Raw genomic sequence first — 24,839 nt, 5'->3', positions numbered from 1 at the left:
ACCGAACGGCTACTTTCCGGGCAGCAGCAGCGCACTGTCACCGAACTCATGCCCGAGATAACCGTGGCCGCCGGCCTCCCGGTACGCCGTGGCGACCAGCTGGCGGCCCGCGACCGCTTCCAGCAGCAACAGGTGCGAGGCGCCGGCATCGTGCCACCCGGTGATCAGGCCGTCGACCACCCGGCCCAAACGGGCGGGGCCGAGCATCAAATCCGTCCACCCGTCGGCTTGGCGTACCGCACCGTCGGCGTTCGCCGCCGACTCCAGCGCGCGGGTCACCGTGGTGCCGACGGCGATCACCCGTCCGCCACTCGCGCGGGTGAGGTTTACCAACCGCGCAGTGGCGGGTGGTACGTGGAACGGCTCGGCGGCCGGCGGCTCGTCCGGTTCTGCCGAGGAGACTCCCGCGTGCAGGGTGACCGGCGCGATTGCGATCCCGTCGGCCACCAGCGCGGTAACCAGTTCGGTACTGAATGGTCGCGCCGCGCTGGGCATTTCTGCACTGCCCGGACGCCGGGCGAATACCGTTTGGTAGTAGCGCAGCGGCCATGAGTGCGGCACGTACGAGTACCGGATCGGCCTGCCGTGCCGGGCCAGGTACCCCACCACGTCACCCTCGACGACCAGCCGCGCCGTCCACAACCGCCCGCCCGCGACCCCGGGTTTCGGATAGGACGACGCGACCACGACCGCGCCACCGCCGGGCATCTCCACGCGGTCGCCCACCCGAACATTGGGCAGGTACCCGGTCGCATTCTCGGCGGGTCGCAGTTCCACCACCCAGACCTTTGCGGCTCGTGCGCAGGAGAAGTGCACGGTGACCGGATACCCGGCGCGATGGCCGTCGACGGCGGCGGGCAGGGTGGCGGAGTTGTTCACCACCAACAGGTCGCCCGGTCGCAGATGATCACCAAGGTCGGCGAACCGGGCATGGTCGACACCGTCTGGCCGGGCGACAAGCAGTCTGACCTGGTCCCGGGCGACCCCGCGCGCTTCCGGCGGTTCGGTGGCGTGGGATGTCGCCGCCCGGTGGAGCAGCGGGCGCGGACGGTTCGCAAGAGTCATGGCAGCGCCGCGGACAGTAGGTCGGGTGCCCGGTACCGTCCGGCGCCCGGCCGGGTGTCGATCAGTCGCAGCAACGCCGGGACGACGGACTCCGGTTCGACACGGTCGGAAATATCCGTACCGGGAAACGCGGCTTGGTGCATCTCGGTGCGCATGTCGCCTGGGTCGAACGCGTAAACCGGAACCGCGGAAACCTCAGCGGCCAGGATGGCCGATAGCTGGTCGAGCGCTGCCTTCGCGGAACCGTATCCACCCCAGCCCGAGTAGGGCTCGACCGCCGCGTCGGAGGTGACGTTGATGATCATCCCCACGTTGTCGATCAACGCTGGCAGTGCGGCCTGGATCAGCGCCAACGGAGCGAACACGTTGGTCTGATAGACGCGCAGCAGTTCGCTTTCCGGGTAGTCGCAGAGGGCGGGTTGCGGACTGGGCCCTAGCCGGCTCGCGTTGTTCACCAGCAGGCGAAGCGGGCCGACATCGCCTGCGGCGGCAACCAGTGCGGCCCGATGCGAAGCGTCGGTGACGTCGCCGGCCAGGGTGATCAGCCGCGTTGAATTCAGTTCCCGGGCAGTGGCTTGCAGTTCCGACGCACGGCGTGCATCGCCGACGACGGCCCAGCCGCGCTCGAGCAAAGCGCCAGTCACCGCTCGACCGAAGCCGCGTGATGCTCCGGTGATGATCGCCACGGGACGGGTGTTCTCGAATCGGGTCATACCGAGCATACTGCTACTTAAAGTTAACTTTAAGTCAAGGCCTGCACACGAGCGAGGTAGCCAGCATGGACGCGGCGGAGCTTTTCACGGTCGGCGAATTGGCGAAGCGCAGCGGCTTCTCGACTTCTGCAATCCGGTTCTATGAGGGCCAGGGCCTCATCACCGCATCTCGGACTGGCGGCGGCCAGCGCAGATTCGAACGACAGATGCTGCGCCGGCTGGCCTTCATCCGAGCCGCCCGTAATGTCGGACTAAGCCTGGACGAGGTCGCGGCCGCGCTGGCAAGGCTGCCAGACGGCCGTACCCCGACGCGCACCGACTGGACCCGGTTGTCCAAGGACTGGCGCGCCCGCCTCGACGATCAGATCGCGGGGCTAATGGCGCTGCGTGACAGTTTGGATTCGTGCATCGGGTGCGGGTGTCTGTCGCTGAAGCGGTGCGCCATATCCAATCCCGGCGACTCGGCGGCGGTAGCCGGACCAGGCGCCGTCCATCTACCCAAATCGTTGCGACGACAGCCGGTTTCGGGGTAGAGATGCCCGGTGTGGCTAGCCCGCCTCATCCAAGCGATGCTTCAAAGCGTCGAACTCGTCCTTGATGCCGGTCGGCAGCTTCTCGCCGACGAACTCCAGCCACTCCTCAATCAACGGAAGTTCCTGACGCCATTCCTCGGTGCTGACCGCGAGCGCCGCGGCCACGTCGTCGCGCTCGGCGTCGAGACCGTCCAGGTCCAGGTCCTCGACGGCGGGAACGGTGCCGATCGGGGTGGTCCGGCCGCCGGCCTGCTGCTCGATGCGATCGACGATCCACTTCAGCACCCGGCTGTTCTCACCAAAACCGGGCCACAGGAAACGACCGTCCTCGCCACGGCGGAACCAGTTGACGAAAAATACCTTTGGCAGCTTGGACTCGTCGGCGTTCTTGCCCAGGTTGATCCAGTGCTGGAAGTAGTCACCGACGTTGTAACCGAGGAACGGCAACATCGCCATCGGGTCGCGCCGCACCGTGCCGACCTTGCCCTCAGCCGCGGCGGTCTGCTCGCTGCCCAGGGTGGCACCGATGAAGACCCCGTGCTGCCAGTCCCGCGCCTGGGTGATCAACGGAACCGTGCTCTTGCGACGGCCACCGAACAAAATGCCCGAAATCGGCACGCCCGCAGGGTCATCCCACTCGGGAGCCAGGATCGGGCATTGCGACATCGGCGTGCAGTACCGCGAGTTGGGGTGCGCCGCTTTGGTTTCCGTCTTGCCGGCGTACCAGTCGTTGCCTTTCCAGTCAGTGAGGTGCTGCGGCTCGCCTTCCAGGCCTTCCCACCACACGTCGCCGTCGTCGGTAAGTGCGACATTGGTGAAAACCGTGTTACCCGCGGCAATCGTGCGCATCGCGTTGGGGTTGGAGTTCCAGTTGGTGCCCGGCGCCACCCCGAAGAAACCGAATTCCGGGTTGACCGCGTACAGCCGGCCGTCCTCGCCGAACCGCATCCACGCGATGTCGTCACCGAGCGTTTCGGCGCGCCAACCTGCAATGGTGGGCGCCAACATCGCCAGGTTGGTCTTGCCGCACGCCGACGGGAATGCCGCCGCGAAGTAGTACGCCTTGTTCTCCGGCGAGATCAGCTTGAGGATCAGCATGTGCTCGGCCAGCCAGCCCTCGTCGTGGGCCATCGCAGACGCGATACGAAGTGAGTAACACTTCTTGCCCAGCAGCGCGTTGCCGCCGTAGCCGGAGCCGTAGCTCCAAATCTCCCGGGTCTCCGGGAAGTGGGTGATGTACTTGGTCTCGTTACACGGCCAAGCCACGTCGTTTTGGCCCGGCTGAAGCGGCGCTCCGACGGAGTGCAGCGCCTTGACGAAGAAGCCGTCGTCGCCGATCTTCTGCAACGCCGCCTTGCCCATGCGAGTCATGGTGCGCATCGAGACGACGACGTATTCGGAGTCGGTGATCTCCACCCCCAGCTTGGGTTGGTCGGCTCCGAGCGGACCCATGCAGAACGGCACCACGTACATGGTGCGACCACGCATGCAGCCGCGGTACAGGTCGGTCATGACGGAACGCATTTCGCCTGGGTCCATCCAGTTGTTGGTGGGGCCGGCGTCGATCTCCTTCTCCGAACAGATAAATGTCCTGGACTCCACCCGCGCGACATCGGACGGGTCCGACATTGCGAGGTAGGAGTTCTGGTGCTTCTCGGGGTTGAGCCGGATGAACGTGCCGGCCTCGACCAGCCGCGTGGACAGCCGCTGGAACTCTTCTTCGGAGCCGTCGGTGAAGACCACCCGGTCAGGTTGGGTGAGCTCGGCGACCTCCTCTACCCATGACAGCAGCCCCTGGTGATTTGTCGGCGCGGTGTCCAGACCGGGGATGGTCGCTGAGGTCATCGAATTCTCCTGCGTAGTTATCGGGTACTTGTGGCTACGTATCGGTCAAATATGCCCGCTTGGTGGGTACGCCCGTACAGCGTTCACACAAGTGGCGCTTGTTTATACAGGTTATCGCCTATCACTTGTCGCGGAAGGCTTAGGAGGGTATAAGCCTCCTCACAACAACGATTCAGAAGGTTCAGCACGGCCCTACTGCCCTGGTGTTCTCCCCGGGATCCCGTCAGAGTCGGGTATACCCGATTCACCCAGTTCTGCACGCACCGCGTCGAGTGCGGCCCGCACGGTCGGCATCTCCCGGTCACGCAGTGCCGCGGCCCGCGCCGCGGCGATGGCGTGCTCGCGCAATTCGGCGTCGATGACGCTGACCTGATCGGCCACCCGAGCGTTCTCGGCCTCGTCGCGTGCACTCATCGCGGTGCTCAGCAACGTCTCGGTAGCCAGCACCTGACTGGCGACCAGCTGTTCCAGCACCGACCGCAGCGACGCCGTGACCTCACCCGCCCAGCGATCCAGGACGGCGCGGTCGTGCAGCAGCGCGCGGGTCTTCACCACCCAGACGGTCACCGCCAGGCCGATCGCCACACACGCGACGATTCCGGCCGCGGTCAGTCCGGGCGCCAGACCGGCCACCAGCCTGCTCAGGGTCAGCGCGATACCCAGCCCGAACCCGGCGCCCAGGAGCAGGATCAGCCGGGTCTCCAGAGGCCGTGATCGCAGCGGCGGAGCCGAGATGTCGACGGTCGGGAGAACCGTCGGAAGATGCTCGGGGGCCGGTAACCGCACCGGCACACCCATCACCTGCGTGACGTTCGCCAGATCAGCGCCGGCGGCTTCGCTCACCTCGGCGACTACCTGCTGGACCCGGCCGCGGGTGGATGCCTCAAACCCGGCCATGCCGCGCCGGGACAAGCCCGCGACCTCCCCTTGCAGCTCGCTGCGTACCGACGAACACCGGTCGCGGGCGAAATGGGACAACTCGACCCGCGCCTGCTGTATCTGACCGCGCAGCGCGATGGTTTGTTCGGACTTCGATTGACGCCGCTGCCGCAGGGCCGCGCTGCGTTGCTCGCGCAAGGCGTCGACCCGTGCCCGCCGACCGGCGCTCTCGGCGTCGCGATCGAACCGCCGTGCGACCATCTGAAGCCGGGATTCCCACGCCCGCAACCTGTTTCGCTGCGGAATATCCGGATCCGCAAGTCGTCCCCGGATGGTTGCGACCAGGTCGTCCAGCTGCGCCTCGCCCAGCTCGGGTGCGGCGGCCACCCCAACCCAGGGCACCGTGCCGTAGCGCGGCGCATGCGCGGCCAGCCTGTCGCGGTTACCGCTCAGCACGTCGCGCCAGCCGCGGTGTGCGTCGATCTTGGATAACACCGCGACCACCGCATCGGTGTGCTCGGCCGCGGCGTCGAGCAACGCGCAGTCGGATTCGGTCAGTCCGGCAGCCGCGGAAACCACGAACACCACCGCCATGGGCGCATCACCGGGTCCCAGGTCTGCCGACTCGGCGAACGTGTGTTGCGGCAGCCGAGGCGCCAGCGCCGCAAGCACACTGCTCACCCCGGCCAACCACGGACCGGTCACCAGGACCACCTCGCGGCGGCTGATTGCCGGCGCCCCCAGCCTGGGCCCGATCGCTGCCACCAGCGCATCCACCCGGGCGGCCGGGTCATCGCCGGCGGCGGTCACCGTGCCTCCGGGTATCCATGCATCGGCGCCCCGCCGGCCCGCGACCACAGCCGAAGCGATCCTCGGGTGATATCCGCTGCGCACGCGCGGTGTACGTCGCTCCCGGGTCCGAGCCCGCCCAGGTTGTTCGCCAAGCCATGACGGTGCCACCGCACCGCCCGGGGCAGGTGGGCGGCCGGATCGTCCAACGGGCCGACGTCGCGCCCGGCAGCCGCGGCCATGTCGATCGCGGCCGCCATCCGGGCGAGCACTGTGTCGTCGCGGCACAAGAACTCACCGATCTGCCCGCTGATCTCCTGCGCGCAGACGGCCAGCACCTCCAGCTCCGCTACCGCCTCGAGCAGCCGCCGGTAGCGCGCCTCGGCGCCGGCGGCAGTGACCCTGGCAACGACGGTGTCGACGCCGCTGACCCGGCGTAGCAGGGCCCGGACCTGCGCAGGGGTTCGCGTGGGCCGGCCTTGCCGGAACGCGGCGATGCCGAGTGCGATGCCGAACACGTCGAGAGTGTCCAGCAACCGCAGCCGTACCTCGGTAGGGACCGGCAGGTGTCCCCCCAGAAAGCCGGCAACGGATCCGTCGATGCAGTCAGCACCATCGGAGTGGGCGGCCAGCACCCGCAGCGCGGCCCACAACGTGTCGTCCAGGTCGTCGAGCGCCGCGACGGCGAGCAACCCGATCATGGGCTCCATGGGTACCCCGACACGCTTGGAAAACTGCCCGCAACGGGTCTGCGCCGTTGCGATCGGACCCCGACCCGAGAGCGGGCCGGCCAGATCGGCCTTGTTCAGCACCGCCACCACCGGGCGCCGCGCGGCGGCGATGGCTGCGCAGTCCTCGGGTTTGACCACCTCGACGGTGACATACACGACCACGTCGGGGTCGGCGGCGCATGCCGGCGGTGGCAACGCGATGCCCGACCAGCTCCCGGTGCCCTGCAGAGCGCGCGCCACCGTGCTGCGACCCACCCCGCCACGCCCACCGACCGCCACGCGCAGCGGTTCGGCAGCCCGCTCGGCGATCGCCGCCACCCGCTGGTCAGCGGAGCGGGCAGCGAATCGCGCCAGCTCGTCAACGAAAATCTGGTGTCCCTGTCCCCTCATCTCCCGCCCGATCGGTCCCGCCCATCCCAGCTCGGTCCGATCTGAATGGTGGCAGCTGCGTCGCCGAGACGCGAGCCAGGCGTATCCGTTACCAGCCGAAGGCAACTGTTGGGTATCAATCTGGACCAGGGGCGGCTACGCCGGGCGCTGATGGTCCACCATGGACCAATGCATGCGCAACCCGGGGTGGGGCTGCGTCCCGACACGCCGGTGGGCCCGGGCCAAGAACTCGACCAAGGGCGCGAGGCCGGCGCCAAAGGCCATCTGCCCAGCACGACCGTCCGATCGCGGCGCTCGGCTCTCTCCAAAGCCCAACGCCAGACCTGGGAGCGCCGCTGGCCCGAGCTTGGCATACAGGCGCCAGCCGAATCGCCGCGCGGGAAGCCGCTGGATACCCGCGCCTGGTTTGGTCGCGACGCGCCGGTGGTGCTTGAGATCGGCTCCGGTAGCGGCTCGTCGACGTTGGCGATGGCGCTGTCCGAGCCCCATATCGACGTGATCGCCGTGGAGGTCTATCGCCGGGGGTTGGCGCAGCTGCTCTGCGCCATCGACAAGGTGGACTCCGACCGGATCAATATCCGGCTGATCCGCGGCAATGCCGTCGACGTGCTGGAAAGCCTGATCGCCCCCGACTCGTTGTGCGGGGTGCGAGTCTTCTTTCCCGATCCGTGGCCGAAGACACGCCACCACAAGCGGCGGTTCCTGCAGCCGGCCACCGTCGCCCTGATCGCAGACCGGCTAGTTCTCGGCGGTGTCCTGCACGCCGCCACCGATCATCCCGGCTACGCCGAGCACATCGCCGCTGTCGGTGACGCCGAACCCCGGCTGATTCGCGTCGATCCCCAGACCGAACAGCTGCCGATTTCGGTCGTCCGTCCCACCACCAAGTACGAGACGAAAGCCCAGCATGCGGGCAGCGTCGTCACCGATCTGTTCTGGAAAAAGCGCCAGTGACCACACAAACGTCGCAACCCTTCGCCCGGCCATCGGTTCTGGCCGAGGACGTATCGCAGGATGGCCTGACCGGCCTCGCTGGGCCGGCGGCACGGGTGCTGCTGGTGTGGGACGCCCCCAACCTCGACATGGGTTTGGGCGCCATCCTGGGCCGGCGGCCGACGGCACTGGAACGCCCGCGATTCGACGCGCTGGGCCGTTGGCTGCTCGCCCGAACCGCAGAGATCGCGGCCGGGGTTCCAGGCGTCTCGATCGAACCCGAGGCCACCGTCTTCACCAACATCGCGCCCGGCGGTGCCGAAGTGGTCCGGCCGTGGGTGGACGCGTTGCGCAATGTCGGATTTGCGGTCTTCGCCAAACCGAAAATAGACGAGGACAGTGACGTCGACCGCGACATGCTGGCGCACATCGACCAGCGCTACCGCGAAGGGCTCGCGGCGCTGGTGGTGGCTTCGGCCGACGGTCAGGCGTTCCGCCAGCCGTTGGAGGAGGTGGCCCGCAGCGGAACCGCAGTTCAAGTGCTCGGATTTCGTGAACACGCCAGTTGGGCGCTAGCGTCGGATACCTTGGAGTTCGTCGACCTGGAGGACATCGCTGGGGTTTTCCGGGAACCGCTACCGCGAATCGGCCTTGATTCGCTACCCGAGCAGGGAGCTTGGCTGCAGCCGTTCCGGCCGCTGTCCTCGCTGTTGACCTCGCGCGTGTGACAACCGACGTATGGCGAAAACCGAAAATCAAATGCGCGGGTCGCTAACGATCCAGTAAGGAGCTTACGTGTTCGCCTGGTGGGGTCGAACTGTGTACCGCTACCGGTTCATCGTAATCGGGGTCATGGTGGCTCTGTGCCTCGGCGGCGGCGTTTTCGGGCTGAGTCTGGGCTCCCACGTCACGCAGAGCGGCTTCTACGACGACGGCAGTGAGTCGGTGAAGGCCTCGGCGCTGGGCGACAAGGTCTACGGCCGGGACCGAAGCGGTCACATCGTCGCGATCTTCCATGCCCCGGAGGGCAAGACCGTCAACGACCCGGCGTGGTCGAAGAAGATCGTCGACGAACTCAACCAGTTCCAGCAGGATCACTCCAAAGAGGTGCTCGGCTGGGCCGGCTTTCTGCGCGCCCCCGACACGACAAGCAGCGTCGTGCAAGGCATGGCGACCGCTGACAAGAAGTACACCTTTGTTTCCATCCCGCTCAAGGGCGACGACGACGACACCATCCTCAACAACTACAAGGCCATCGCGCCGGATCTGCAAAAGCTCGACGGCGGCACGGTGCAACTCGCCGGGCTGCAACCGGTGGCCGAGGCGTTGACCGGCACCATCGCCACCGACCAGCGACGCATGGAGGTGCTGGCGCTGCCGATGGTGGCCGTGGTGCTGTTCCTGGTGTTCGGTGGCGTGATCGCGGCCTGCTTGCCGGTGATGGTGGGCGGCCTGAGCATCGCGGGCTCGCTGGGCATCCTGCGGTTGGTCGCGGTGTTCGGGCCGGTGCACTTCTTCGCCCAACCCGTCGTCTCGCTGATCGGTCTGGGTATCGCGGTGGACTACGGACTTTTCGTGGTGAGCCGGTTCCGCGAAGAGATCGCCGAAGGCTACGACACCGAGACCGCGGTGCGGCGCACCGTGATGACGGCGGGGCGCACGGTGGCCTTCTCGGCGGTGCTGATCATGGCCTCCGGGGCGAGTCTACTGATGTTGCCGCAGGGCTTCGTGAAGTCGCTCACCTACGCCCTGCTCGCCGCGGTCGGCTTGGCCGCCCTGTTGTCGATCACCCTGCTTCCCGCCTGCCTCGCCATTCTCGGCCGCCATGTCGATGCGCTGGGTGTCCGGACTCTGTTCCGGGTGCCCTTCCTGCGGAACTGGACGGTGTCGCGGGCCTACCTGAACTGGCTGGCGGACCGGTTGCAGAAGACCAAGACCCGCGAAGAGGTCGAGGCCGGCTTCTGGGGCAAGCTCACCAACTGGGTTATGAAGCGGCCGCTGGTGTTCGCAATCCCGATCGTCGTCGGCATGATCCTCCTGGTCATACCGTTGTTCAACCTGTCGCTCGGCGGCATGAGCGAGAAGTATCTACCGCCGAACAACTCCGTGCGGCTGTCGCAGGAGCATTTCGACCAACTCTTCCCCGGGTATCGCACCAATCCGCTGACGCTGGTGATCCAGACCACCAACCACCAACCGGTCACCGACCAACAGATTGCCGACATCCGCAGCAAGGCGATGGCGATCAGTGGGTTTATCGAGCCGGACAACAACCCCGCCGATATGTGGCAGGAGCGCGCCTACGCGGTAGGCGCGTCCAAAGATTCATCCGTCCGCGTCCTACAGAACGGGTTGATCAATCCGGGTGACGCGTCGAAGAAGCTCGCGGAGCTACGCGCGATCACCCCACCCAAGGGCATCGAGGTCTGGGTCGGCGGCACTCCCGCCCTGGAACAGGATTCGATCCACAGCCTCTTCGACAACATGCCGGCGATGCTGGTCATCCTGCTCACCACCACCACGCTGTTGATGTTCTTGGCCTTCGGTTCGGTGGTGCTGCCGATCAAGGCGGCGGTGATGAGCGCACTGACGCTCGGATCGACCATGGGCATCCTGACGTGGATATTCGTCGACGGACACGGCTCTGGGTTGCTGAATTTCACGGCGACCCCGCTGACCGCACCGGTCATCGCGCTGGTGGTCGCGGTCGGCTATGGCCTGGCCACCGACTACGAAGTGTTCCTGGTCTCGCGAATGGTCGAGGCGCGCGAAAACGGCATGTCCACCCAGGAAGCCATCCGGATCGGCACGGCAACCACCGGCCGCCTGATCACCGCGGCCGCCTTGGTCCTTGCCGTGGTCGCCGGTTCGTTTGTGTTCTCCGACCTGGTAATGATGAAGTACCTGGCGTTCGGTCTGATGGCTGCCCTGCTGCTGGACGCGACCGTGGTCCGGATGTTCCTGGTGCCGTCGGTGATGAAATTGCTCGGCGACGACTGCTGGTGGGCGCCGCGCTGGATGCGGCGCCTACAGACCCGCATCGGGCTGGGCGAGATTCGCCTGCCCGACGAGCGCAAGCGGCCGGTCGGCGACGGGCGTTCGGCACGGCCTCAGGTCACCGCCGGGTTGGTTGCGGCGACCCCGCGCCCACCGCAGGATCCCACCCACCCGGGTGTGGCGGACTCGCCGCGGCCGGCCCGTTCGGGTCCGGCCGGCCGGCTGGAGCCAAAGCCTGCTCAGGAAGCGCCCGCCGCGCCCTCCGGGGCGAGCACTACCCGGATGCAGACCAGGCCGTCGCCGGAGCCGCCGACGACCCGCCTCTCGGCGCCTGCCGGCGCAGCCGCGCAGGGCCGCGGCCCCAGCCCCGCGCCCTCGTCCGCTCCAACCCGGCCTCCGTCACCGATACCGTCGGCACCGCCGCCGGCACCCACCCCGCCGCCGGCCCCGTCCGCCGGTCAGACCCGGGCCATGCCGCTTCCAGCGAACCGCTCGCCGGAGCCCACGGGCGATCCGGCCGAACCCACCGCGGCACTGCCGGTCATGCGGTCGGACGACAACGACTCCGAGGCGGCCACCGAGCAGCTGAATGCCCGCGGCAAGAGCGACAACGGCGCCGACCAGACGCGTCAGCGCCGCCGCGGGGGTGGCGGCCTGTCCGCCCAGGATCTGCTCCGCCGCGAGGGCCGCTTCTAGGGCTCCGCTAGACCTTCGCCGAGCCGTCGGTGCCGTCGGTGTCGTCGGCTGGGCCGTCTTCGAGGCGGTCCGGTCTGGCGGGCATGACGGCTCCGGCATCCTCTGCCGGGTCGGCCCGCTGATCCGCTTCGGCGGACGGATCCCGGGCCAGCAGCACCTGCACCGCGTTGTTGCAGAAGGCGACGGCCGGCACAGCCAGCAGGGCGCCGATGATCCCAGCCAGCACACCGCCGGTGGAAATGGCCAGCACCACCGCCAGTGGGTGAATGGACACCGCCCGACCCATCACCAGCGGCTGCAGCAAATGCGCCTCGAGTTGATTCACCGCGACTAGCAAACCGACGGTGATCAGCGCGTAGACGAACCCCTTGGCGAGCAGGGCCACCACCACGGCCAGAAAGCCGGCGACCAGGGCACCGATCAACGGGATGAAGGCACCGAAAAACACCAGCGAGGCCAGCGGTAGCGCCAGCGGCACACCCATGATCGCCAGGCCGGCGCCGACCCCGGCCGCATCGGTCAATGCCACCAGGAAGGTGGCCCGCACGTACCCGATCAGCGACCCGTAGCCGGCGCGCCCCGCGTTGAGCACCCGGTCGCGGACGCTGGCCGGGAAGATCATCGCGACGTACTGCCAGATGTTCCGGCCGCCGTACAGAAAAAAGATGAGCGTGAACAGCACCAACACCGCGGCGGTAACCAGCTCGGTGATGGTGGCGGCGGTCGACAATGCGCCACTGGTCAGCTTCGCCTGGTTGTTGCGCAGCGCCTCGATCGCGGCGTTGCCCGCGTTGTCGATCTGTTCGCCGCGCAGATGCGCCGGACCTTCGATCAGCCACCTGCGCGCCGAGTCGATGCTGCGCTCGACCTCCTTGGCCAGATGAGGCAAGCCCGCGATGAATTGGCTTACCACGAACGTCAGGATGCCGCCGAGAATCGCGAAACCGCTCAACAAGACCAGCGTCACCGCGACAGCGCGCGGCATTCCCCGGGAGTCCAGCCAATCTACCGGCGGCACCAACAACGCGCTCAACATCAACGCCAGAAACACCGGAACGACGATGACCTCAAACTTGTTGATGATCCACAGCAGCGCGACCACCGCGGCCAGGATGACCAACAAGCGCCACGCCCAGGCCGCCGTCTTGCGGACCAGCGGTGCGACCGAGGCGTCGTCCAGGCTCGCTGCCATCCGGCAAGCGTAGCCGGGAGTGCCGGCGTGTCACGGTCGCGACGCAGTCGCATCGAGCCGTCCCCGTTGCTTCCTGGTTGCTTCCTGGCCGCCACGATCTGGTCACGACACCAGAACGACCCCAGCACAGTCGGCCACATGCGGCGATTGCATCGCCACCTGCACGGTTACGCTATGGCACGTGTCGTATGACGCCGCCGCCCGCAGCCTACGCCAGCGCGTGGGTGCACTCCCCCGCCCGCGGGTGGGCGCAGCTGCCGCCGGGGGCGTGCCCCCACCCGCTCGCGGGACAGACGCTGCGCGCGGCAAGTACTGGTGGTTGCGGTGGCTGGTGCTGGGCATCGTCGCGATCGTGCTTGCGATCGAGGTGGCGTTGGGCTGGGACCAGCTCGCCAAGGCCTGGATGAGCTTGTATCAGGCCAAGTGGTGGTGGTTGCTCGCTGCGGTGCTGGCGGCGGGAGCGTCGATGCACAGCTTCGCCCAGATCCAGCGAACCCTGCTGAAGTCCGCCGGGGTGCACGTCAAGCAGTGGCGGTCGGAGGCCGCCTTCTATGCCGCCAACTCGCTGAGTACCACGCTGCCGGGCGGGCCGGTGTTGTCGGCCACGTTCTTGCTCCGTCAGCAACGCATCTGGGGCGCCTCGACGGTGGTGGCGTCGTGGCAGCTGGTCATGTCGGGTGTGCTGCAGGCGGTGGGTCTGGCGCTGCTCGGGTTGGGCGGCGCATTCTTCCTGGGCGCCAAGAACAACCCGTTCTCATTGCTGTTCACCCTGGGCGGCTTCGTCGCGTTGCTGCTGCTGGCCCAGGCGGTGGCGTCGCGGCCGGAGCTGATCGAGGGGATCGGCAGCAGGGTCTTGTCGTGGGTCAATTCGGTTCGCGGCAGGCCCGCCGATACCGGCTTGGCGAAGTGGCGCCAGATACTCATGCAGCTGGAGTCGGTCAGCCTGGGCCGGCGCGATCTTGGCGTGGCGTTCGGCTGGTCGTTGTTCAACTGGATCGCCGACGTCGCCTGCCTCGGTTTCGCCGCTTACGCCGCCGGCGACCACGCCTCGGTGGGCGGGTTGACGGTCGCCTACGCCGCTGCCCGCGCGGTCGGCACCATACCGCTGATGCCGGGCGGCCTGTTGGTTGTGGAGGCGGTGCTGGTACCCGGCCTGGTATCCAGCGGCATGACCCTGCCGAGTGCCATCTCGGCGATGTTGATCTACCGGCTGATCAGCTGGCTGCTCATCGCCGCAATCGGCTGGGTGGTGTTCTTCTTCATGTTCCGCACCGAGCGCGCCGCCGATTCAGACGACAACGACGACCCGCCAACCGATCCAAATCTGCCGGTTCTACCAGCGCAGGGTGGACCCTACGCCGACCCGACCGAAGCCGACCCCATCGATGCCGCCGCGCCAGGCCCGGCGCCACGCCCCGATCTGGAACCGGAACGCGACGACAGACCGGGCCGGTAGCTCTGAGTTACCCGACGTGGCTCACCCGCGCCGGACCCGGAAGCCCTCCGGTACCTACCGGCGGGATGCCCGCCGGCGGGATGCCGGCCGGCGGATTCGGGAGTCCACCCGCGCCCTGCGCCGCCTGCATCAGCCCGATCGCCTGCGGAACGCTGATCGGCAGCGTGCACTGCGTCGAAAGGTTGGTCAGCGGCTGCGAAAGCGATTGCAGATCACCTGCGACCTTCGGGTTCGCCTCCAAATATGCCTTCAGCGACACGAATGACTGAGTGCCCCCCGGCTGCTGCAAGACCGCCGTAATCGCGTGGTTGGTCTCTGGGTGTGAGTCCAGGTAGTCGCCCGTCGACTTGGCCACCGAGCCGACCGTCCTGGCCACTTCACTGGCCGCACACGGGTCCGACGCGCCGGTCGCTGCGGGCTCGGCCAGCAGCGCAACGGCAGCCCCCGGTACGGCGACGGCGATCAATGCGGCGAAAAGCCTACGGCGTGTCGTCGCGGTGAGTGTCTTCATGGATGACTCCTTACGATCGGCGAACGCCTGCCTGGCAACCGGTTGTGCTCAGACCGAGCGGCCGCATGTGCTCGCGGAGTCCCCCCGGCGGCCATCCGTCATCCTGCCATCTCCGCCCTCGGCGCCGCCAACTAAAGTGACCGAGATCCCGCGCCGCCGAGGCATTCACAGGGTCTTCGTAGCGCCTTGGCAGAATCGGCATTGGGCTCGATAAGCCGCAGCTCAGCATGCAATAACTCGACCTAGCTGCGCGCACGCTGCGGTAGGCTCGCGGGCACGCACTGCGCGAGAACACGGGGAGTCCGAAATCCAGCAGTTCATGATGCGCCTGAGCCGCAACCTGCGCAGGTTCCGCTGGCTGGTATTCACGGGTTGGTTGCTGGCGTTGGTGCCGGCAATCTACCTGGCGACGACGCAATCGGGGAATCTCACCGGCGGCGGTTTCGAAGTGCCCGGATCACAATCATTGCTGGTCCACGATGAACTCGTCGCGCACTACCCCGACCAGGGAGCCCCCGCACTGGCACTGGTGGCGGCGCCCCGCCCGGATGCCACGTACCAGGACATCGACGAAGCCGTCGCGTTTCTGCGCGGAATTGCCAGCGAGCTGCCCGGCGTGACCGAGGCGCCCAACCCCACCCAACGGCCGCCACAACCCGACCGGCCGTATGTGGTGTCGCTGCGGCTGGACGCCCGCAACCCGGGCACCAGCGACGTCGCCAAGAAGCTGCGCGACCGACTAGGCGTCAAAGGCGATCGGTCCGGACAAACGGCCAACGGCAAGGTGCGGCTCTATGTCATCGGGCAGGGCGCACTCAGTGCCGCCGCGGCGGCCAACACCAAACACGACATCGCCAACGCCGAACGCTGGAATCTGCCGATCATCCTGATCGTCCTGCTCGCGGTGTTCGGTTCACTGGCCGCCGCGGCGATCCCGCTGACGCTCGCCATCTGCACCCTCATCATCACCATGGGCCTGGTTTACGTCTTGTCGATGCACACCACCATGTCGGTGTTCGTGACCTCGACGGTGTCCATGTTCGGCATCGCGCTCGCCGTCGACTACTCGCTGTTCATCCTGATGCGCTTCCGCGAGGAACTGCGTTCCGGCCGTCAGCCGCGAGACGCCGTCGATGCCGCGATGGCCACCTCGGGGCTGGCGGTGGTGCTGTCCGGGCTGACGGTCATCGCGTCGCTGACCGGGATCTACTTGATCAACACCCCGGCACTCAGGTCGATGGCCACCGGGGCGATTCTCGCGGTCGCCGTCGCGATGCTGACGTCGGCCACGTTGACACCGGCGGTGTTGGCAACATTCGCCAGGGCGGCGGCCAAGCGCTCGGCGCTGCTGCATTGGTCGCGGCGGCCGGAGAGCACCCAATCTCGGTTCTGGACCCGATGGGTCGGGTGGGTGATGCGCCGACCGTGGATCACCGCGCTCGCCGCGTCGAGCGTCCTACTTGCCATGGCGGCACCGGCACTATCGATGGTGCTGGGAAACAGCTTGCTACGCCAGTTCGACTCGTCGCACGAGATCCGGACCGGGGTGGCGGCCGCGGGCCAAGCCTTGGGGCCCGGCGCGCTGGGTCCGGTTCAGGTGCTGGTCAGGTTTGGCGGTGGCGACGCGTCCGGACCCGAGCACAGCGAGACGATCGCCGCGATCCGGCAACAGATGGCCCAGGCGCCCAATATCGTTTCGGTGACCCCGCCCCGATTCGCCAACGACAACGGCAGCGCTCTGCTCAGTGCGGTGCTATCGGTCGATCCCGAGGACATGGGCGCCCGCAACACCGTCACCTGGATGCGGGCCCAGCTACCCAGGGTTGCCGGTGCCGCACAGGTGGACGTCGGCGGCCCGACCGCGCTGATCAAGGACTTCGACGACCGGGTGTCCGCGACCCAGCCTCTGGTACTGGTCTTCGTGGCACTGATCGCGTTTCTGATGCTGTTGATTTCGATCCGCTCGGTGTTCCTCGCGCTCAAGGGCGTCCTGATGACGCTGCTGTCGGTGGCCGCCGCCTACGGCAGCCTGGTGATGGTCTTCCAGTGGGGCTGGGCGGAAGGTCTGGGTTTCCCACCGCTGCAGTCAATCGACAGCACCGTTCCCCCGCTGGTCCTGGCGATGACGTTCGGGTTGTCGATGGACTACGAAATCTTCCTGCTCACCCGAATCCGGGAGCGCTTCCTACAGACGGGCCAGACCCGCGACGCGGTCGCGTACGGCGTCAGCACCAGCGCGCGCACGATCACCAGCGCTGCTCTGATCATGATCGCGGTGTTCTGCGGATTCGCCTTCGCCGGCATGCCGTTGGTGGCCGAGATCGGCGTGGCGTGCGCCGTCGCGATCGCCGTGGACGCCACCATCGTGCGGCTGGTCCTGGTGCCCGCGCTGATGGCGATGTTCCATCAGTGGAACTGGTGGCTGCCCCGATGGCTGGCCGGTATCCTGCCGTCGGTCGACTTCGACAGGCCGCTGCCCGAAGTCGACCTCGGTGACGTCGTGGTGATTCCCGACGACTTCGCCGCGGCGATCCCGCCCAACGCGGACATGCGGATGGTGCTCAAGTCGGCGGTCAAGCTCCAGCGGCTGGCGCCCGACGCCATTTGTGTCACCGATCCGCTCGCCTTCACCGGGTGCAATGGCACGAGACGCGGACAGGTGCAACACAGCGAGGAGCAGACCGGCACCGATACTCAGTCGGCTGCCCGTAGGGTCGTCGGCCTGGCCTACCGCAATCGCATCACCCGGGCGCGGTCGTGGGGCGAGCGTCCGGTGCACCCCGTCACCGTGTGGCGTACTCGGCTCGCGGTGGCCCTCGACGCGCTACAGACAACCGCTTCGGAGCGCGGGGGCTCGCCGACTCAACCAGGCGGACCCAGCTACGAGCGGCGTTGCCCGGTGGAGACGACCAACGTCCAATTGCCCACCGGCGACCGGTTGCGGATCCCAACCGGCGCGGAAACGCTGCGCTTCAAGGGCTATCTGATCATGTCCCGTAACAGCAGCCACGACTACGCCGACATTGCTGACATGGTCGAAACGATGGAGCCCGAAACCGCCGCCGTGGTGCTGGCCGGAATGGATAAGTATTACTGTTGTCAACCACCCGGCCGGCAATGGATGGCCACCCAGTTGGTTCGTCGCCTGGCAGATCCGCAACCGTCTGACCTCAATGATCAGTTGTCCGAGCCGGCTGCCCAGGCAGAATGGGAGGAGGTCAGGCGGCGCTGCTTGTCGGTGGCCGTAGCAATGCTCGAGGAGGCGAGGTGACGTTGGCAGCTGAGCGACGCCCCGCGCCGCCAGAACCACCCATCGTGGAGGGCAGCGGGTCGGACGTCGACCAGCGGGTGGAGTTCTGGTCTACCGCCGCGATCCGTTCCGCGCTGGACGGTGGCGATATCGCCATCTGGAAACGGATCGCTGCCGCGCTCAAGCGCGATCCCTACGGGCGGACCGCCCGCCAAGTCGAGGAAGTCCTCGAGGGCACACCGCCGCATGGCATCGCCAAGGCGCTGTCGGAGGTGCTGGACCGGGCTCGGGCTCACCTGGAGGCCAATGAGCGTGCCGAGGTGGCCCGGCATGTTGGGCTACTCTTGGACCGCTCCGGACTGGAGCAACCGGAATTCGCCTCCCGCATCGGCGTATCGGCCGAGGAGCTCGCTGAATACCTCGACGGCAGCCTCAGCCCGTCAGCCTCGCTGATGATCCGGATGCGGCGACTGTCGGACCGGTTCGTCAAGGTGAAGTCGGAACGCGCGGCCGACTCCTAGCGGGCGTTGATCGGCGTTACGTCGAGCACCCGCCAGTCACTGTCGCGCTTGGTCAGGGTCACCCGCAGCGAGGGCGCCGCTTTGCTGGGTGGCTCGCCGGGAACGCTCTGGGTAACCCGCACGATCACCGCGACGCTCGCCGCCGACGGCCCGAGGGCCTCCACGCCGGCCGCCAACGTAACGGCCTGCGCCGTGACATTGCGATGGGCCAGGTCGGCGCTGGACTTGGCGTATTGCTCCTTGAACGCATCCGCGTGTTCGGGCACCATCATCGCCGCGGCCCGGTCGACGGAAGCCGTCGGAGCGCTCGGGGAGAACGACGCCACTGCCTCTGCCATTCCGGTGGCAACCTGCACCACGGCTCGAGAATCCCGGTCGAAGTCGCGGTCCGGTGTCGTGTAGTGCGTGTACCCGGTCAGCACCGCAGCCGACAGGGCGGCAGCGCATAGAAAGACAACGGCCAACCGCAGGCCGGGTGCGTCATCGTCGGTACCCACGGTCACCGAATCACGGCGCAACAGCCAGAAGTTGATCACCATACCTTCGACGATCAGCAGCACCAACGCCGAACACGCCGATACCCACCACAGGGGCCAGACCAGCGTGACTCCGATAGCCAGCAGCGCGGCGATCGCGGCCAACGGTGCCGCGAGGTCGAAAGCCACAAGCCGCCAAGCATTTCTCATCGGATCGACTCCAGCCCCGAGATCATCAGCTTGCCGTCCACGTCGGAGACATTGAGCCGCAAGTTCCAGTGCACGGTCTGTGGCTTGGCGCCGACGTTCTCGCTGACCGAGGTCGCGACCAACATCACCGAGTCGGTACGGGTGGCGAACGGTGGCAATTTCGTTGGCACTACGGGCCGGTTGACACCGGGCTGGGCATCGGGGTCGCGGTGCACCGTGTCGATCGCAACCGCTTCGACCCGGCCGGTGCTGCGCGTCTGCAACTTCTCCACCACCTGCCGGTAGGGCTGCACGGCCGCGTCGAAATCGGTGTTGAGTTCGCCGACCGTCCGGTCGTGCAGCCGCTGCAGGCTGGCATCGAGGTTGCCGGCATTCATGTTGATCAGCACGTCCGTCCACTCCGCGGCGGCCTGCATGACCCGGGTCAGGTAGATACGTTCGCCGACGTCGTCGCGGTGTGCCGACCAGATCAGCGCGCCCAGCACGACCGCGGCAACCGACAGCACGCCAAGAATTGACGAGGCGATGCCGTAGCTGGAGAACATCGGACCGTCCGAGGGTTCCGCGGTGTCGGCCTCTGCAGCGTCGGGAGGCGAGTCGTCATCGGAATCTTGTCGGGCCGCTGTATCGGTCTGCTCCCCGTCAGGCATGGCCCGATCGTCGCACCCGCAAACAGGTGGAAGGATGGCGGGGTGACACTAGCCATCCGCTCGGGGATCGACCTGAGCTACGTCGACGCCGATGCCCGCCCCCAGGACGACCTATTCGGTCACGTGAACGGCCGCTGGCTGGCCGAGCACGACATACCTGCGGACCGAGCGACCGACGGCGCGTTCCGTAGCCTGTTCGACCGGGCCGAGGCGCAGGTGCGGGACCTGATCACCGAGGCCAGCCGGGTCGGCTCCGCCGCGACAACCGCCGATGCTGATGCACAACGCATCGGCGACCTCTACGCCAGCTTTCTCGACGAGGAAGCCGTCGAGCGCAGGGGCGCACAACCGTTGCTCGACGAACTGGCCACGATCGACGGCGCCACTGATCGCCATGTTTTGGCCGTTGTCCTGGGTACCCTGCAACGCACCGGAATGGGCGGCGGCGTCGGGGTCTATATCGACACCGATGCCAAAGACTCGACCCGCTACCTGGTGCACTTCACCCAATCCGGCATCGGGTTGCCCGACGAGTCCTACTTCCGCGACGAGCAGCACGCCGCCGTGCTGGCGGCCTACCCGGGGCACATCGCCCGGATGTTCGGCCTGGTGTACGGCGGCAACAGCGAAGATCACGCGCAAACAGCTGCCCGCATCGTCGCACTGGAAACCAAACTCGCCGCCGCGCATTGGGACGTGGTCAAGCGTCGCGATGCCGAACTCACCTACAACTTGCGCACCTTTGCGGACCTGCAGACCGAAGGGGTGGGTTTCGACTGGGCCGGTTGGGTGAGAGCGTTGGGCAGCACACCGGACGTCGTAGCCGAACTGGTTGTGCGCCAACCCGATTACCTCGCCGCTTTCGCCGCGATGTGGTGCAGCATTGACCTCGAGGACTGGAAGTGCTGGGCGCGTTGGCGTTTGATCCACGCCCGCGCGGCCTGGCTGACCCGCGACCTGGTCGCCGAGGACTTCGACTTCTATGGCCGCACGCTGACCGGGGCCGAGCAGATCCGGGACCGTTGGAAGCGGGGGGTGTCGCTGGTAGAGAATCTGATGGGCGATGCCGTCGGAAGGCTCTATGTGCAACGACATTTCCCGCCGGACGCCAAGGCCCGCATCGACGCCCTGGTGGACAACGTGCGAGAAGCATACCGGATCAGCATCAGCGAGCTGGATTGGATGACGCCGCAGACCCGCGACCGCGCGCTAGCGAAGCTGGACAAGTTCACCGCCAAGGTCGGCTATCCGATCAAGTGGCGGGACTACTCGAAGCTGGTCGTTGACCGCGACGACCTCTACGGCAACTACCAACGCGGCTATGCGGTCAACCACGATCGCGAGCTGGCCAAACTCGGCGGCCCGGTCGACCGCGATGAGTGGTTCATGACACCACAAACCGTTAACGCCTATTACAACCCGGGGATGAACGAAATCGTCTTCCCCGCAGCGATTTTGCAGCCGCCCTTCTTCAACGCCGCGGCCGACGACGCCGCCAACTACGGCGGGATCGGCGCGGTGATCGGCCACGAGATCGGGCACGGCTTCGACGACCAGGGCGCCAAGTACGACGGCGACGGCAACCTGGTCGACTGGTGGAGCGACGACGACCGCAGCCAATTCGGCGCGCGCACCAAAGCGCTCATCGAACAGTACGACTCCTACACGCCCCGCTGCCTCGACGGCAACAACCGCGTGAACGGCGCATTCACCGTCGGCGAGAACATCGGCGACCTGGGCGGGCTGTCGATCGCACTGCTGGCCTACCAGCTGTCCCTGAACGACCGGCCCGCGCCGGTTGTCGACGGCCTGACCGGCGTTCAGCGCGTGTTCTTCGGCTGGGCACAGGTGTGGCGGACCAAATCACGTGCCGCCGAGGCGATCCGGCGTCTCGCCGTGGATCCGCATTCTCCGCCGGAATTTCGGTGCAACGGCGTCATCCGCAACCTCGACGCCTTTTACGAAGCCTTCGATGTCACCGAGAACGACGCGCTGTTCCTGGACCCCAAAAGCCGCGTTCGCATCTGGAACTAGGGCTCCCTTACCGCGAGCAGACGCAGAATCGCCCCATTTAGAACCTAAATGGGCGATTCTGCGTCTGCTCGCCGGATGTCGGCGGGCACGTGCTTGTGCCAGGGCGTGCCCGCGTACGGATCGCGCCACCCCGTCGAGGTGAGCGAGTTGGGTGCGACACCCGGAACGACGGTGCGTCCGTCGTCGTCGATGTAGTCGAGCCCAAAGCCGTTGGGCAGCGAGGCATGTCCGGGCAGCATCGTCTCGGTGATTTCGACGGTCGCCTCGGCGCTGCCGGCGGCGGTGGTGATCCGGGCCCGACATCCGTCGTCAAGACCGAGGGCCTGGGCATCTTCGACACTAACCCGCAGCGCCCCCTCGGCGTCGCGCTTGCGCCAGGACGGGTCACGCAGGATGTCGTTGGCCGTGTACGCGCGGCGCTCGCCCACCGACAACACGATCGGCAACTCCGGAGTGGTCAATCGCGGCGGCGTCCGGGTCAACGACCTTATCTCTGCCAGCATTTCCGGTATCTCCAGGGCGATCTTGTGATCCGCGTGACTGATCAGCGCGAAGTCGTCCTCGTAGTTGTGCACGGTGAACGTGACTCCGGAAGGACTATCCAGGATCGCATCGAACAACGCGTTGCCGTCCGCGTGACCGGCCCGCCGGACGGCATCAGGGTGGGCCAGCGCCGTCTTCTGGGCAAGCCCCCATAGCGCGGCCGCCCCGGCCAACCCGTCCGGCAGCGTGGGCCCGAGCGTTTCATAGAGCACGAAGGGAATCATTTTCGCCACAGTCGAATTGGTCGCCACCGCCCCGAGGAACGCTTCCGTATACGCTTGGCGGCCCTGCCGAGCGGCCTCATGAAGCGGGCGCAACTCCGAGTCTTCTATCACGCCCAACGCACGTACCAACCGAGCCCAGATCTCGGGCTCGGGCAGGGTTCCCGGCAGTGGGTCGAGTAGCGGCCGACGCAACTGAAAGCCGTTGTGCGGGAATTCGAAATTGAAAAACGTGGCTTCCGGCTTCTCGAATTGTGATGCCGCAGGGAGCACGTAATGGGCGAGCCTGGCCGTCTCGGTCATCGCGACGTCGACGACCACCATCAATTCCAGCGCCCGGAACGCCTCCCGGCAAGCCGTCGAATCGGCCAGCGAGTGGGCGGGATTGCCGCTTTCGACGATCATCGCCCGGAACCGGTCCGGATGATCGGTCAGAATCTCCTCGGGCACTGCGTTGGCCGGTACCAGCCCGGCGATAATCGGCGCACCGGTGACCGGCGTGCGGCCGGAGAACCGGCTGAACAACGGCGCCAAGGACGAGTGCAGATGCTGCCCACCCTTTTTCGCAAAGTTGCCGGTGAGAATCCACAGCATCTTGTTCAGGTACGAGCACACCGTGCTGTTCGGGCCCTGTTGAATGCCGAGGTCTTCGAACACCGACACGCTGGCGGCGGTGCCAACGCGCCGTGCCGCGGCCCGCAACAACTCCTCGTCGACCCCGCACCGCTGCGCGTAGTCGGCGACCGGAACCTCGCTCAGTGCGGCACGCACGGTTTCGACACCGCGCACGTGCTCAGCGAGAAATGTTTCATTGCACAGCTTTTCCTGAACAAGGACCGCGGCCAACGCCGCCAAGCACCAGGCGTCGGTACCGGGTCGCACCCGCAGATGGAAGTCGGCCATCTTCGCGGTGTCGGTGACGACCGGATCGATCACGATCATCGACCGGGTCGGATCCTTAGCGATCTCGTTGAGCACCACCCGAGCTCGGGGGAAACTCTGTGACATCCACGGGTTCTTCCCGATAAACACCGACACATCGGCGTGCTCAAACTCACCGCGCGTGTGGCCGCCGTACAGCTGCGCATCGATCCAGGCCTCGCCGGTCTTCTCCTGCGCCAACGCATTCGACCGATAGCGCGACCCGAGGGCCTTGAGGAATGCGCCGCTGTAAGTCCCGCCCAGGTGATTGCCCTGCCCGCCGCCGCCATAGTAGAAGATCTTGTCTCCGCCGTAGGCATCGCGGATCTGCTTGAATCCCTCGGCGATCTCGACAATCGCGGTATCCCAGTCGATCTCCTCGTAGGTCCCATCGGGGCGACGGCGCAGCGGAGAGGTCAACCGCCCGCGGCTGTTCTGGTAGTGGTCCAGCCGCAACGCCTTGTTGCAGGTGTAACCCCGCGATGCCGGATGCGTCTTGTCGCCCCGGATGCGAGCCAGTTGGCGATCTTGTACCTGCACGACGATGCCGCAGTTGCATTCGCAGAGGATGCACGCGGTGGGCTGCCAGTCGGTGGTGGTCATCGCGGATTCCTTTCGGCGAGTTCGGCCAGCAGCAGGCCGCGCAGCTGGCGGTGAACCAGATCAAGCGGCGTCGAGTCGCGCCGCACCCGGGCCAGCAGGATTGCCCCCTCGAAGGCCGACGTCGCCAACACGGCCAGTTCGTGGGCGCCCTCCGCCGGTATGCCGTCGGCGATGAAGCGCTGCGCGATCAGGTCCGACCAGCGGTCAAACGCCGCTGCCGCACGTTCCACCACCGGGGCCATCCGGTCACGGTCGGTCGCCTCGCCCGCCTCGACGGACACCGCGGCGATCGGGCAGCCGGCGCGAAAGTCGGTGCTGAGCAGCTGCTGGCGGTACTTGTCGAGCAACGTGTCGAGCAGTTCGAGGCCCCCCTCGGCCTCGGTGATGATGGCAGCGACATGCTCGCCGGCGTAGTCGACCGCCTCGCACAGCAGCTGCGTGCGACCGCCCGGGAAGTAGTGATAGGCCGACCCGCGCGGTGCGCCGCTGTGCTGCAGAACGTCCGAGATGGCGGTGGCGTGGGCGCCACGCTCCCTGATCAACAGCGCGGCCGACACCACCATCCGTTCGCGTGGACTTCGCATCGCCGCTCCTCAACCCAATGCCATATATATGATGCTATACATAATCATGCCGCGCGGGTAAGCGAATGCAAGTTCGCCAAGATCGCCGGGGACTGG

18 protein-coding genes and 1 pseudogene are annotated in these 24,839 nt (G+C 66.9%); 8 read left to right on the top strand and 11 right to left on the bottom strand.

Annotation, left to right across the window (positions count from 1 at the left end; translation table 11 throughout):
* Positions 1-9 precede the first annotated feature (9 nt).
* Both AADZ55_RS01665 and AADZ55_RS01660 read right to left on the bottom strand, forming a co-directional pair.
* Positions 10-1,065, bottom strand: coding sequence for an S-adenosylmethionine:tRNA ribosyltransferase-isomerase (locus AADZ55_RS01665; protein ID WP_085324018.1), 1,056 nt, complete (start codon positions 1,063-1,065; stop codon positions 10-12).
* Positions 1,062-1,778: an SDR family NAD(P)-dependent oxidoreductase gene (locus AADZ55_RS01660; RefSeq protein ID WP_085324175.1), complete on the bottom strand. Its 717-nt coding sequence runs from the start codon at positions 1,776-1,778 to the stop codon at positions 1,062-1,064. The genes AADZ55_RS01665 and AADZ55_RS01660 overlap by 4 nt, the downstream gene beginning before the upstream one ends.
* A 65-nt stretch (positions 1,779-1,843) precedes the next feature.
* Between AADZ55_RS01660 and soxR the strand changes: the two genes are divergently transcribed.
* The gene (gene soxR, locus AADZ55_RS01655) at positions 1,844-2,311 is read left to right on the top strand and encodes a redox-sensitive transcriptional activator SoxR (protein WP_085324019.1); all 468 of its coding nucleotides are present in this window, start codon (positions 1,844-1,846) and stop codon (positions 2,309-2,311) included.
* 15 nt (positions 2,312-2,326) lie between these two features.
* Here the strand turns inward: soxR and AADZ55_RS01650 are convergent, their stop codons facing one another.
* The 3 genes from AADZ55_RS01650 to AADZ55_RS01640 form a co-directional block, all read right to left on the bottom strand.
* Positions 2,327-4,156, bottom strand: a complete 1,830-nt coding sequence (locus tag AADZ55_RS01650) for a phosphoenolpyruvate carboxykinase (GTP) (protein ID WP_085324020.1) — start codon at positions 4,154-4,156, stop codon at positions 2,327-2,329.
* 192 nt (positions 4,157-4,348) lie between these two features.
* Complete coding sequence (locus AADZ55_RS01645; protein ID WP_085324176.1) at positions 4,349-5,845, bottom strand: hypothetical protein; 1,497 nt, start codon at positions 5,843-5,845, stop codon at positions 4,349-4,351.
* On the bottom strand, positions 5,842-6,945 hold the full coding sequence (locus tag AADZ55_RS01640; protein WP_085324021.1) for a hypothetical protein: 1,104 nt from the start codon (positions 6,943-6,945) through the stop codon (positions 5,842-5,844). Before AADZ55_RS01640 ends, AADZ55_RS01645 begins: the two co-directional genes overlap by 4 nt.
* 150 nt (positions 6,946-7,095) lie before the next feature.
* Between AADZ55_RS01640 and trmB the strand changes: the two genes are divergently transcribed.
* The 3 genes from trmB (at position 7,096) to AADZ55_RS01625 (ending at position 11,571) form a co-directional block, all read left to right on the top strand.
* Positions 7,096-7,899 carry a tRNA (guanosine(46)-N7)-methyltransferase TrmB gene (trmB, locus tag AADZ55_RS01635; RefSeq protein WP_085324022.1) on the top strand — a complete coding sequence of 268 codons (804 nt, stop codon included), beginning with the start codon at positions 7,096-7,098 and terminating at the stop codon, positions 7,897-7,899.
* Positions 7,896-8,606 (top strand): NYN domain-containing protein, encoded by a 711-nt coding sequence (locus AADZ55_RS01630; RefSeq protein WP_341286253.1) that lies wholly within the window; start codon positions 7,896-7,898, stop codon positions 8,604-8,606. Before trmB ends, AADZ55_RS01630 begins: the two co-directional genes overlap by 4 nt.
* Before the next feature lie 67 nt (positions 8,607-8,673).
* Positions 8,674-11,571 carry an MMPL family transporter gene (locus tag AADZ55_RS01625; RefSeq protein WP_085324024.1) on the top strand — a complete coding sequence of 966 codons (2,898 nt, stop codon included), beginning with the start codon at positions 8,674-8,676 and terminating at the stop codon, positions 11,569-11,571.
* A 7-nt stretch (positions 11,572-11,578) separates the two neighbouring features.
* On the opposite strand, the gene AADZ55_RS01620 is transcribed toward AADZ55_RS01625, so the two are convergent.
* Positions 11,579-12,763, bottom strand: coding sequence for an AI-2E family transporter (locus tag AADZ55_RS01620; protein WP_085324025.1), 1,185 nt, complete (start codon positions 12,761-12,763; stop codon positions 11,579-11,581).
* A gap of 181 nt (positions 12,764-12,944) precedes the next feature.
* Here AADZ55_RS01620 and AADZ55_RS01615 point away from each other — a divergent pair, with 181 nt between their 5' ends.
* Complete coding sequence (locus tag AADZ55_RS01615) at positions 12,945-14,219, top strand: lysylphosphatidylglycerol synthase transmembrane domain-containing protein (protein ID WP_085324026.1); 1,275 nt, start codon at positions 12,945-12,947, stop codon at positions 14,217-14,219.
* Positions 14,220-14,328: 109 nt separating this feature from the next.
* Here the strand turns inward: AADZ55_RS01615 and AADZ55_RS01610 are convergent.
* Positions 14,329-14,730: pseudogene (locus AADZ55_RS01610) on the bottom strand (hemophore); the annotation flags it as partial.
* Positions 14,731-15,049: 319 nt separating this feature from the next.
* On the opposite strand from AADZ55_RS01610, the gene AADZ55_RS01605 reads away from it, so the two are divergent.
* Together AADZ55_RS01605 and AADZ55_RS01600 are read left to right on the top strand one after the other, a co-directional pair.
* Positions 15,050-18,001 carry an MMPL family transporter gene (locus AADZ55_RS01605; protein WP_085324028.1) on the top strand — a complete coding sequence of 984 codons (2,952 nt, stop codon included), beginning with the start codon at positions 15,050-15,052 and terminating at the stop codon, positions 17,999-18,001.
* The gene (locus AADZ55_RS01600; protein ID WP_085324029.1) at positions 17,998-18,501 is read left to right on the top strand and encodes a transcriptional regulator; all 504 of its coding nucleotides are present in this window, start codon (positions 17,998-18,000) and stop codon (positions 18,499-18,501) included. Before AADZ55_RS01605 ends, AADZ55_RS01600 begins: the two co-directional genes overlap by 4 nt.
* Here AADZ55_RS01600 and AADZ55_RS01595 read toward each other — a convergent pair.
* Complete coding sequence (locus AADZ55_RS01595) at positions 18,498-19,187, bottom strand: hypothetical protein (RefSeq protein WP_085324030.1); 690 nt, start codon at positions 19,185-19,187, stop codon at positions 18,498-18,500. The genes AADZ55_RS01600 and AADZ55_RS01595 overlap by 4 nt on opposite strands.
* The gene (locus AADZ55_RS01590) at positions 19,184-19,837 is read right to left on the bottom strand and encodes a hypothetical protein (protein WP_085324031.1); all 654 of its coding nucleotides are present in this window, start codon (positions 19,835-19,837) and stop codon (positions 19,184-19,186) included. Before AADZ55_RS01590 ends, AADZ55_RS01595 begins: the two co-directional genes overlap by 4 nt.
* A 42-nt stretch (positions 19,838-19,879) precedes the next feature.
* Between AADZ55_RS01590 and AADZ55_RS01585 the strand changes: the two genes are divergently transcribed.
* Positions 19,880-21,871: a M13 family metallopeptidase gene (locus tag AADZ55_RS01585; protein WP_085324032.1), complete on the top strand. Its 1,992-nt coding sequence runs from the start codon at positions 19,880-19,882 to the stop codon at positions 21,869-21,871.
* 44 nt (positions 21,872-21,915) lie between these two features.
* On the opposite strand, the gene AADZ55_RS01580 is transcribed toward AADZ55_RS01585, so the two are convergent.
* Positions 21,916-24,159: a molybdopterin oxidoreductase family protein gene (locus AADZ55_RS01580; RefSeq protein ID WP_085324033.1), complete on the bottom strand. Its 2,244-nt coding sequence runs from the start codon at positions 24,157-24,159 to the stop codon at positions 21,916-21,918.
* Positions 24,156-24,743: a TetR/AcrR family transcriptional regulator gene (locus AADZ55_RS01575; RefSeq protein WP_085324034.1), complete on the bottom strand. Its 588-nt coding sequence runs from the start codon at positions 24,741-24,743 to the stop codon at positions 24,156-24,158. Before AADZ55_RS01575 ends, AADZ55_RS01580 begins: the two co-directional genes overlap by 4 nt.
* Positions 24,744-24,839: the final 96 nt, after the last annotated feature.

It is taken from the genome of Mycobacterium decipiens, assembly GCF_963853665.1.
Lineage (GTDB): Bacteria > Actinomycetota > Actinomycetes > Mycobacteriales > Mycobacteriaceae > Mycobacterium > Mycobacterium decipiens.
This window is presented reverse-complemented; position numbering and strand designations above follow the sequence as displayed.

Bases quoted from the DNA above. Each gene is read 5' to 3' on its own strand.
- AADZ55_RS01650 (WP_085324020.1), bottom strand. From the start codon at position 4,156: ATGACCTCAGCGACCATCCCCGGTCTGGACACCGCGCCGACAAATCAC.
- AADZ55_RS01665 (WP_085324018.1), bottom strand. From the start codon at position 1,065: ATGACTCTTGCGAACCGTCCGCGCCCGCTGCTCCACCGGGCGGCGACA.
- AADZ55_RS01640 (WP_085324021.1), bottom strand. From the start codon at position 6,945: ATGAGGGGACAGGGACACCAGATTTTCGTTGACGAGCTGGCGCGATTC.
- AADZ55_RS01595 (WP_085324030.1), bottom strand. From the start codon at position 19,187: ATGAGAAATGCTTGGCGGCTTGTGGCTTTCGACCTCGCGGCACCGTTG.
- AADZ55_RS01620 (WP_085324025.1), bottom strand. From the start codon at position 12,763: ATGGCAGCGAGCCTGGACGACGCCTCGGTCGCACCGCTGGTCCGCAAG.
- AADZ55_RS01660 (WP_085324175.1), bottom strand. From the start codon at position 1,778: ATGACCCGATTCGAGAACACCCGTCCCGTGGCGATCATCACCGGAGCA.
- trmB (WP_085324022.1), top strand. From the start codon at position 7,096: ATGGTCCACCATGGACCAATGCATGCGCAACCCGGGGTGGGGCTGCGT.
- AADZ55_RS01580 (WP_085324033.1), bottom strand. From the start codon at position 24,159: ATGACCACCACCGACTGGCAGCCCACCGCGTGCATCCTCTGCGAATGC.
- AADZ55_RS01575 (WP_085324034.1), bottom strand. From the start codon at position 24,743: ATGCGAAGTCCACGCGAACGGATGGTGGTGTCGGCCGCGCTGTTGATC.
- AADZ55_RS01590 (WP_085324031.1), bottom strand. From the start codon at position 19,837: ATGCCTGACGGGGAGCAGACCGATACAGCGGCCCGACAAGATTCCGAT.
- soxR (WP_085324019.1), top strand. From the start codon at position 1,844: ATGGACGCGGCGGAGCTTTTCACGGTCGGCGAATTGGCGAAGCGCAGC.
- AADZ55_RS01605 (WP_085324028.1), top strand. From the start codon at position 15,050: ATGATGCGCCTGAGCCGCAACCTGCGCAGGTTCCGCTGGCTGGTATTC.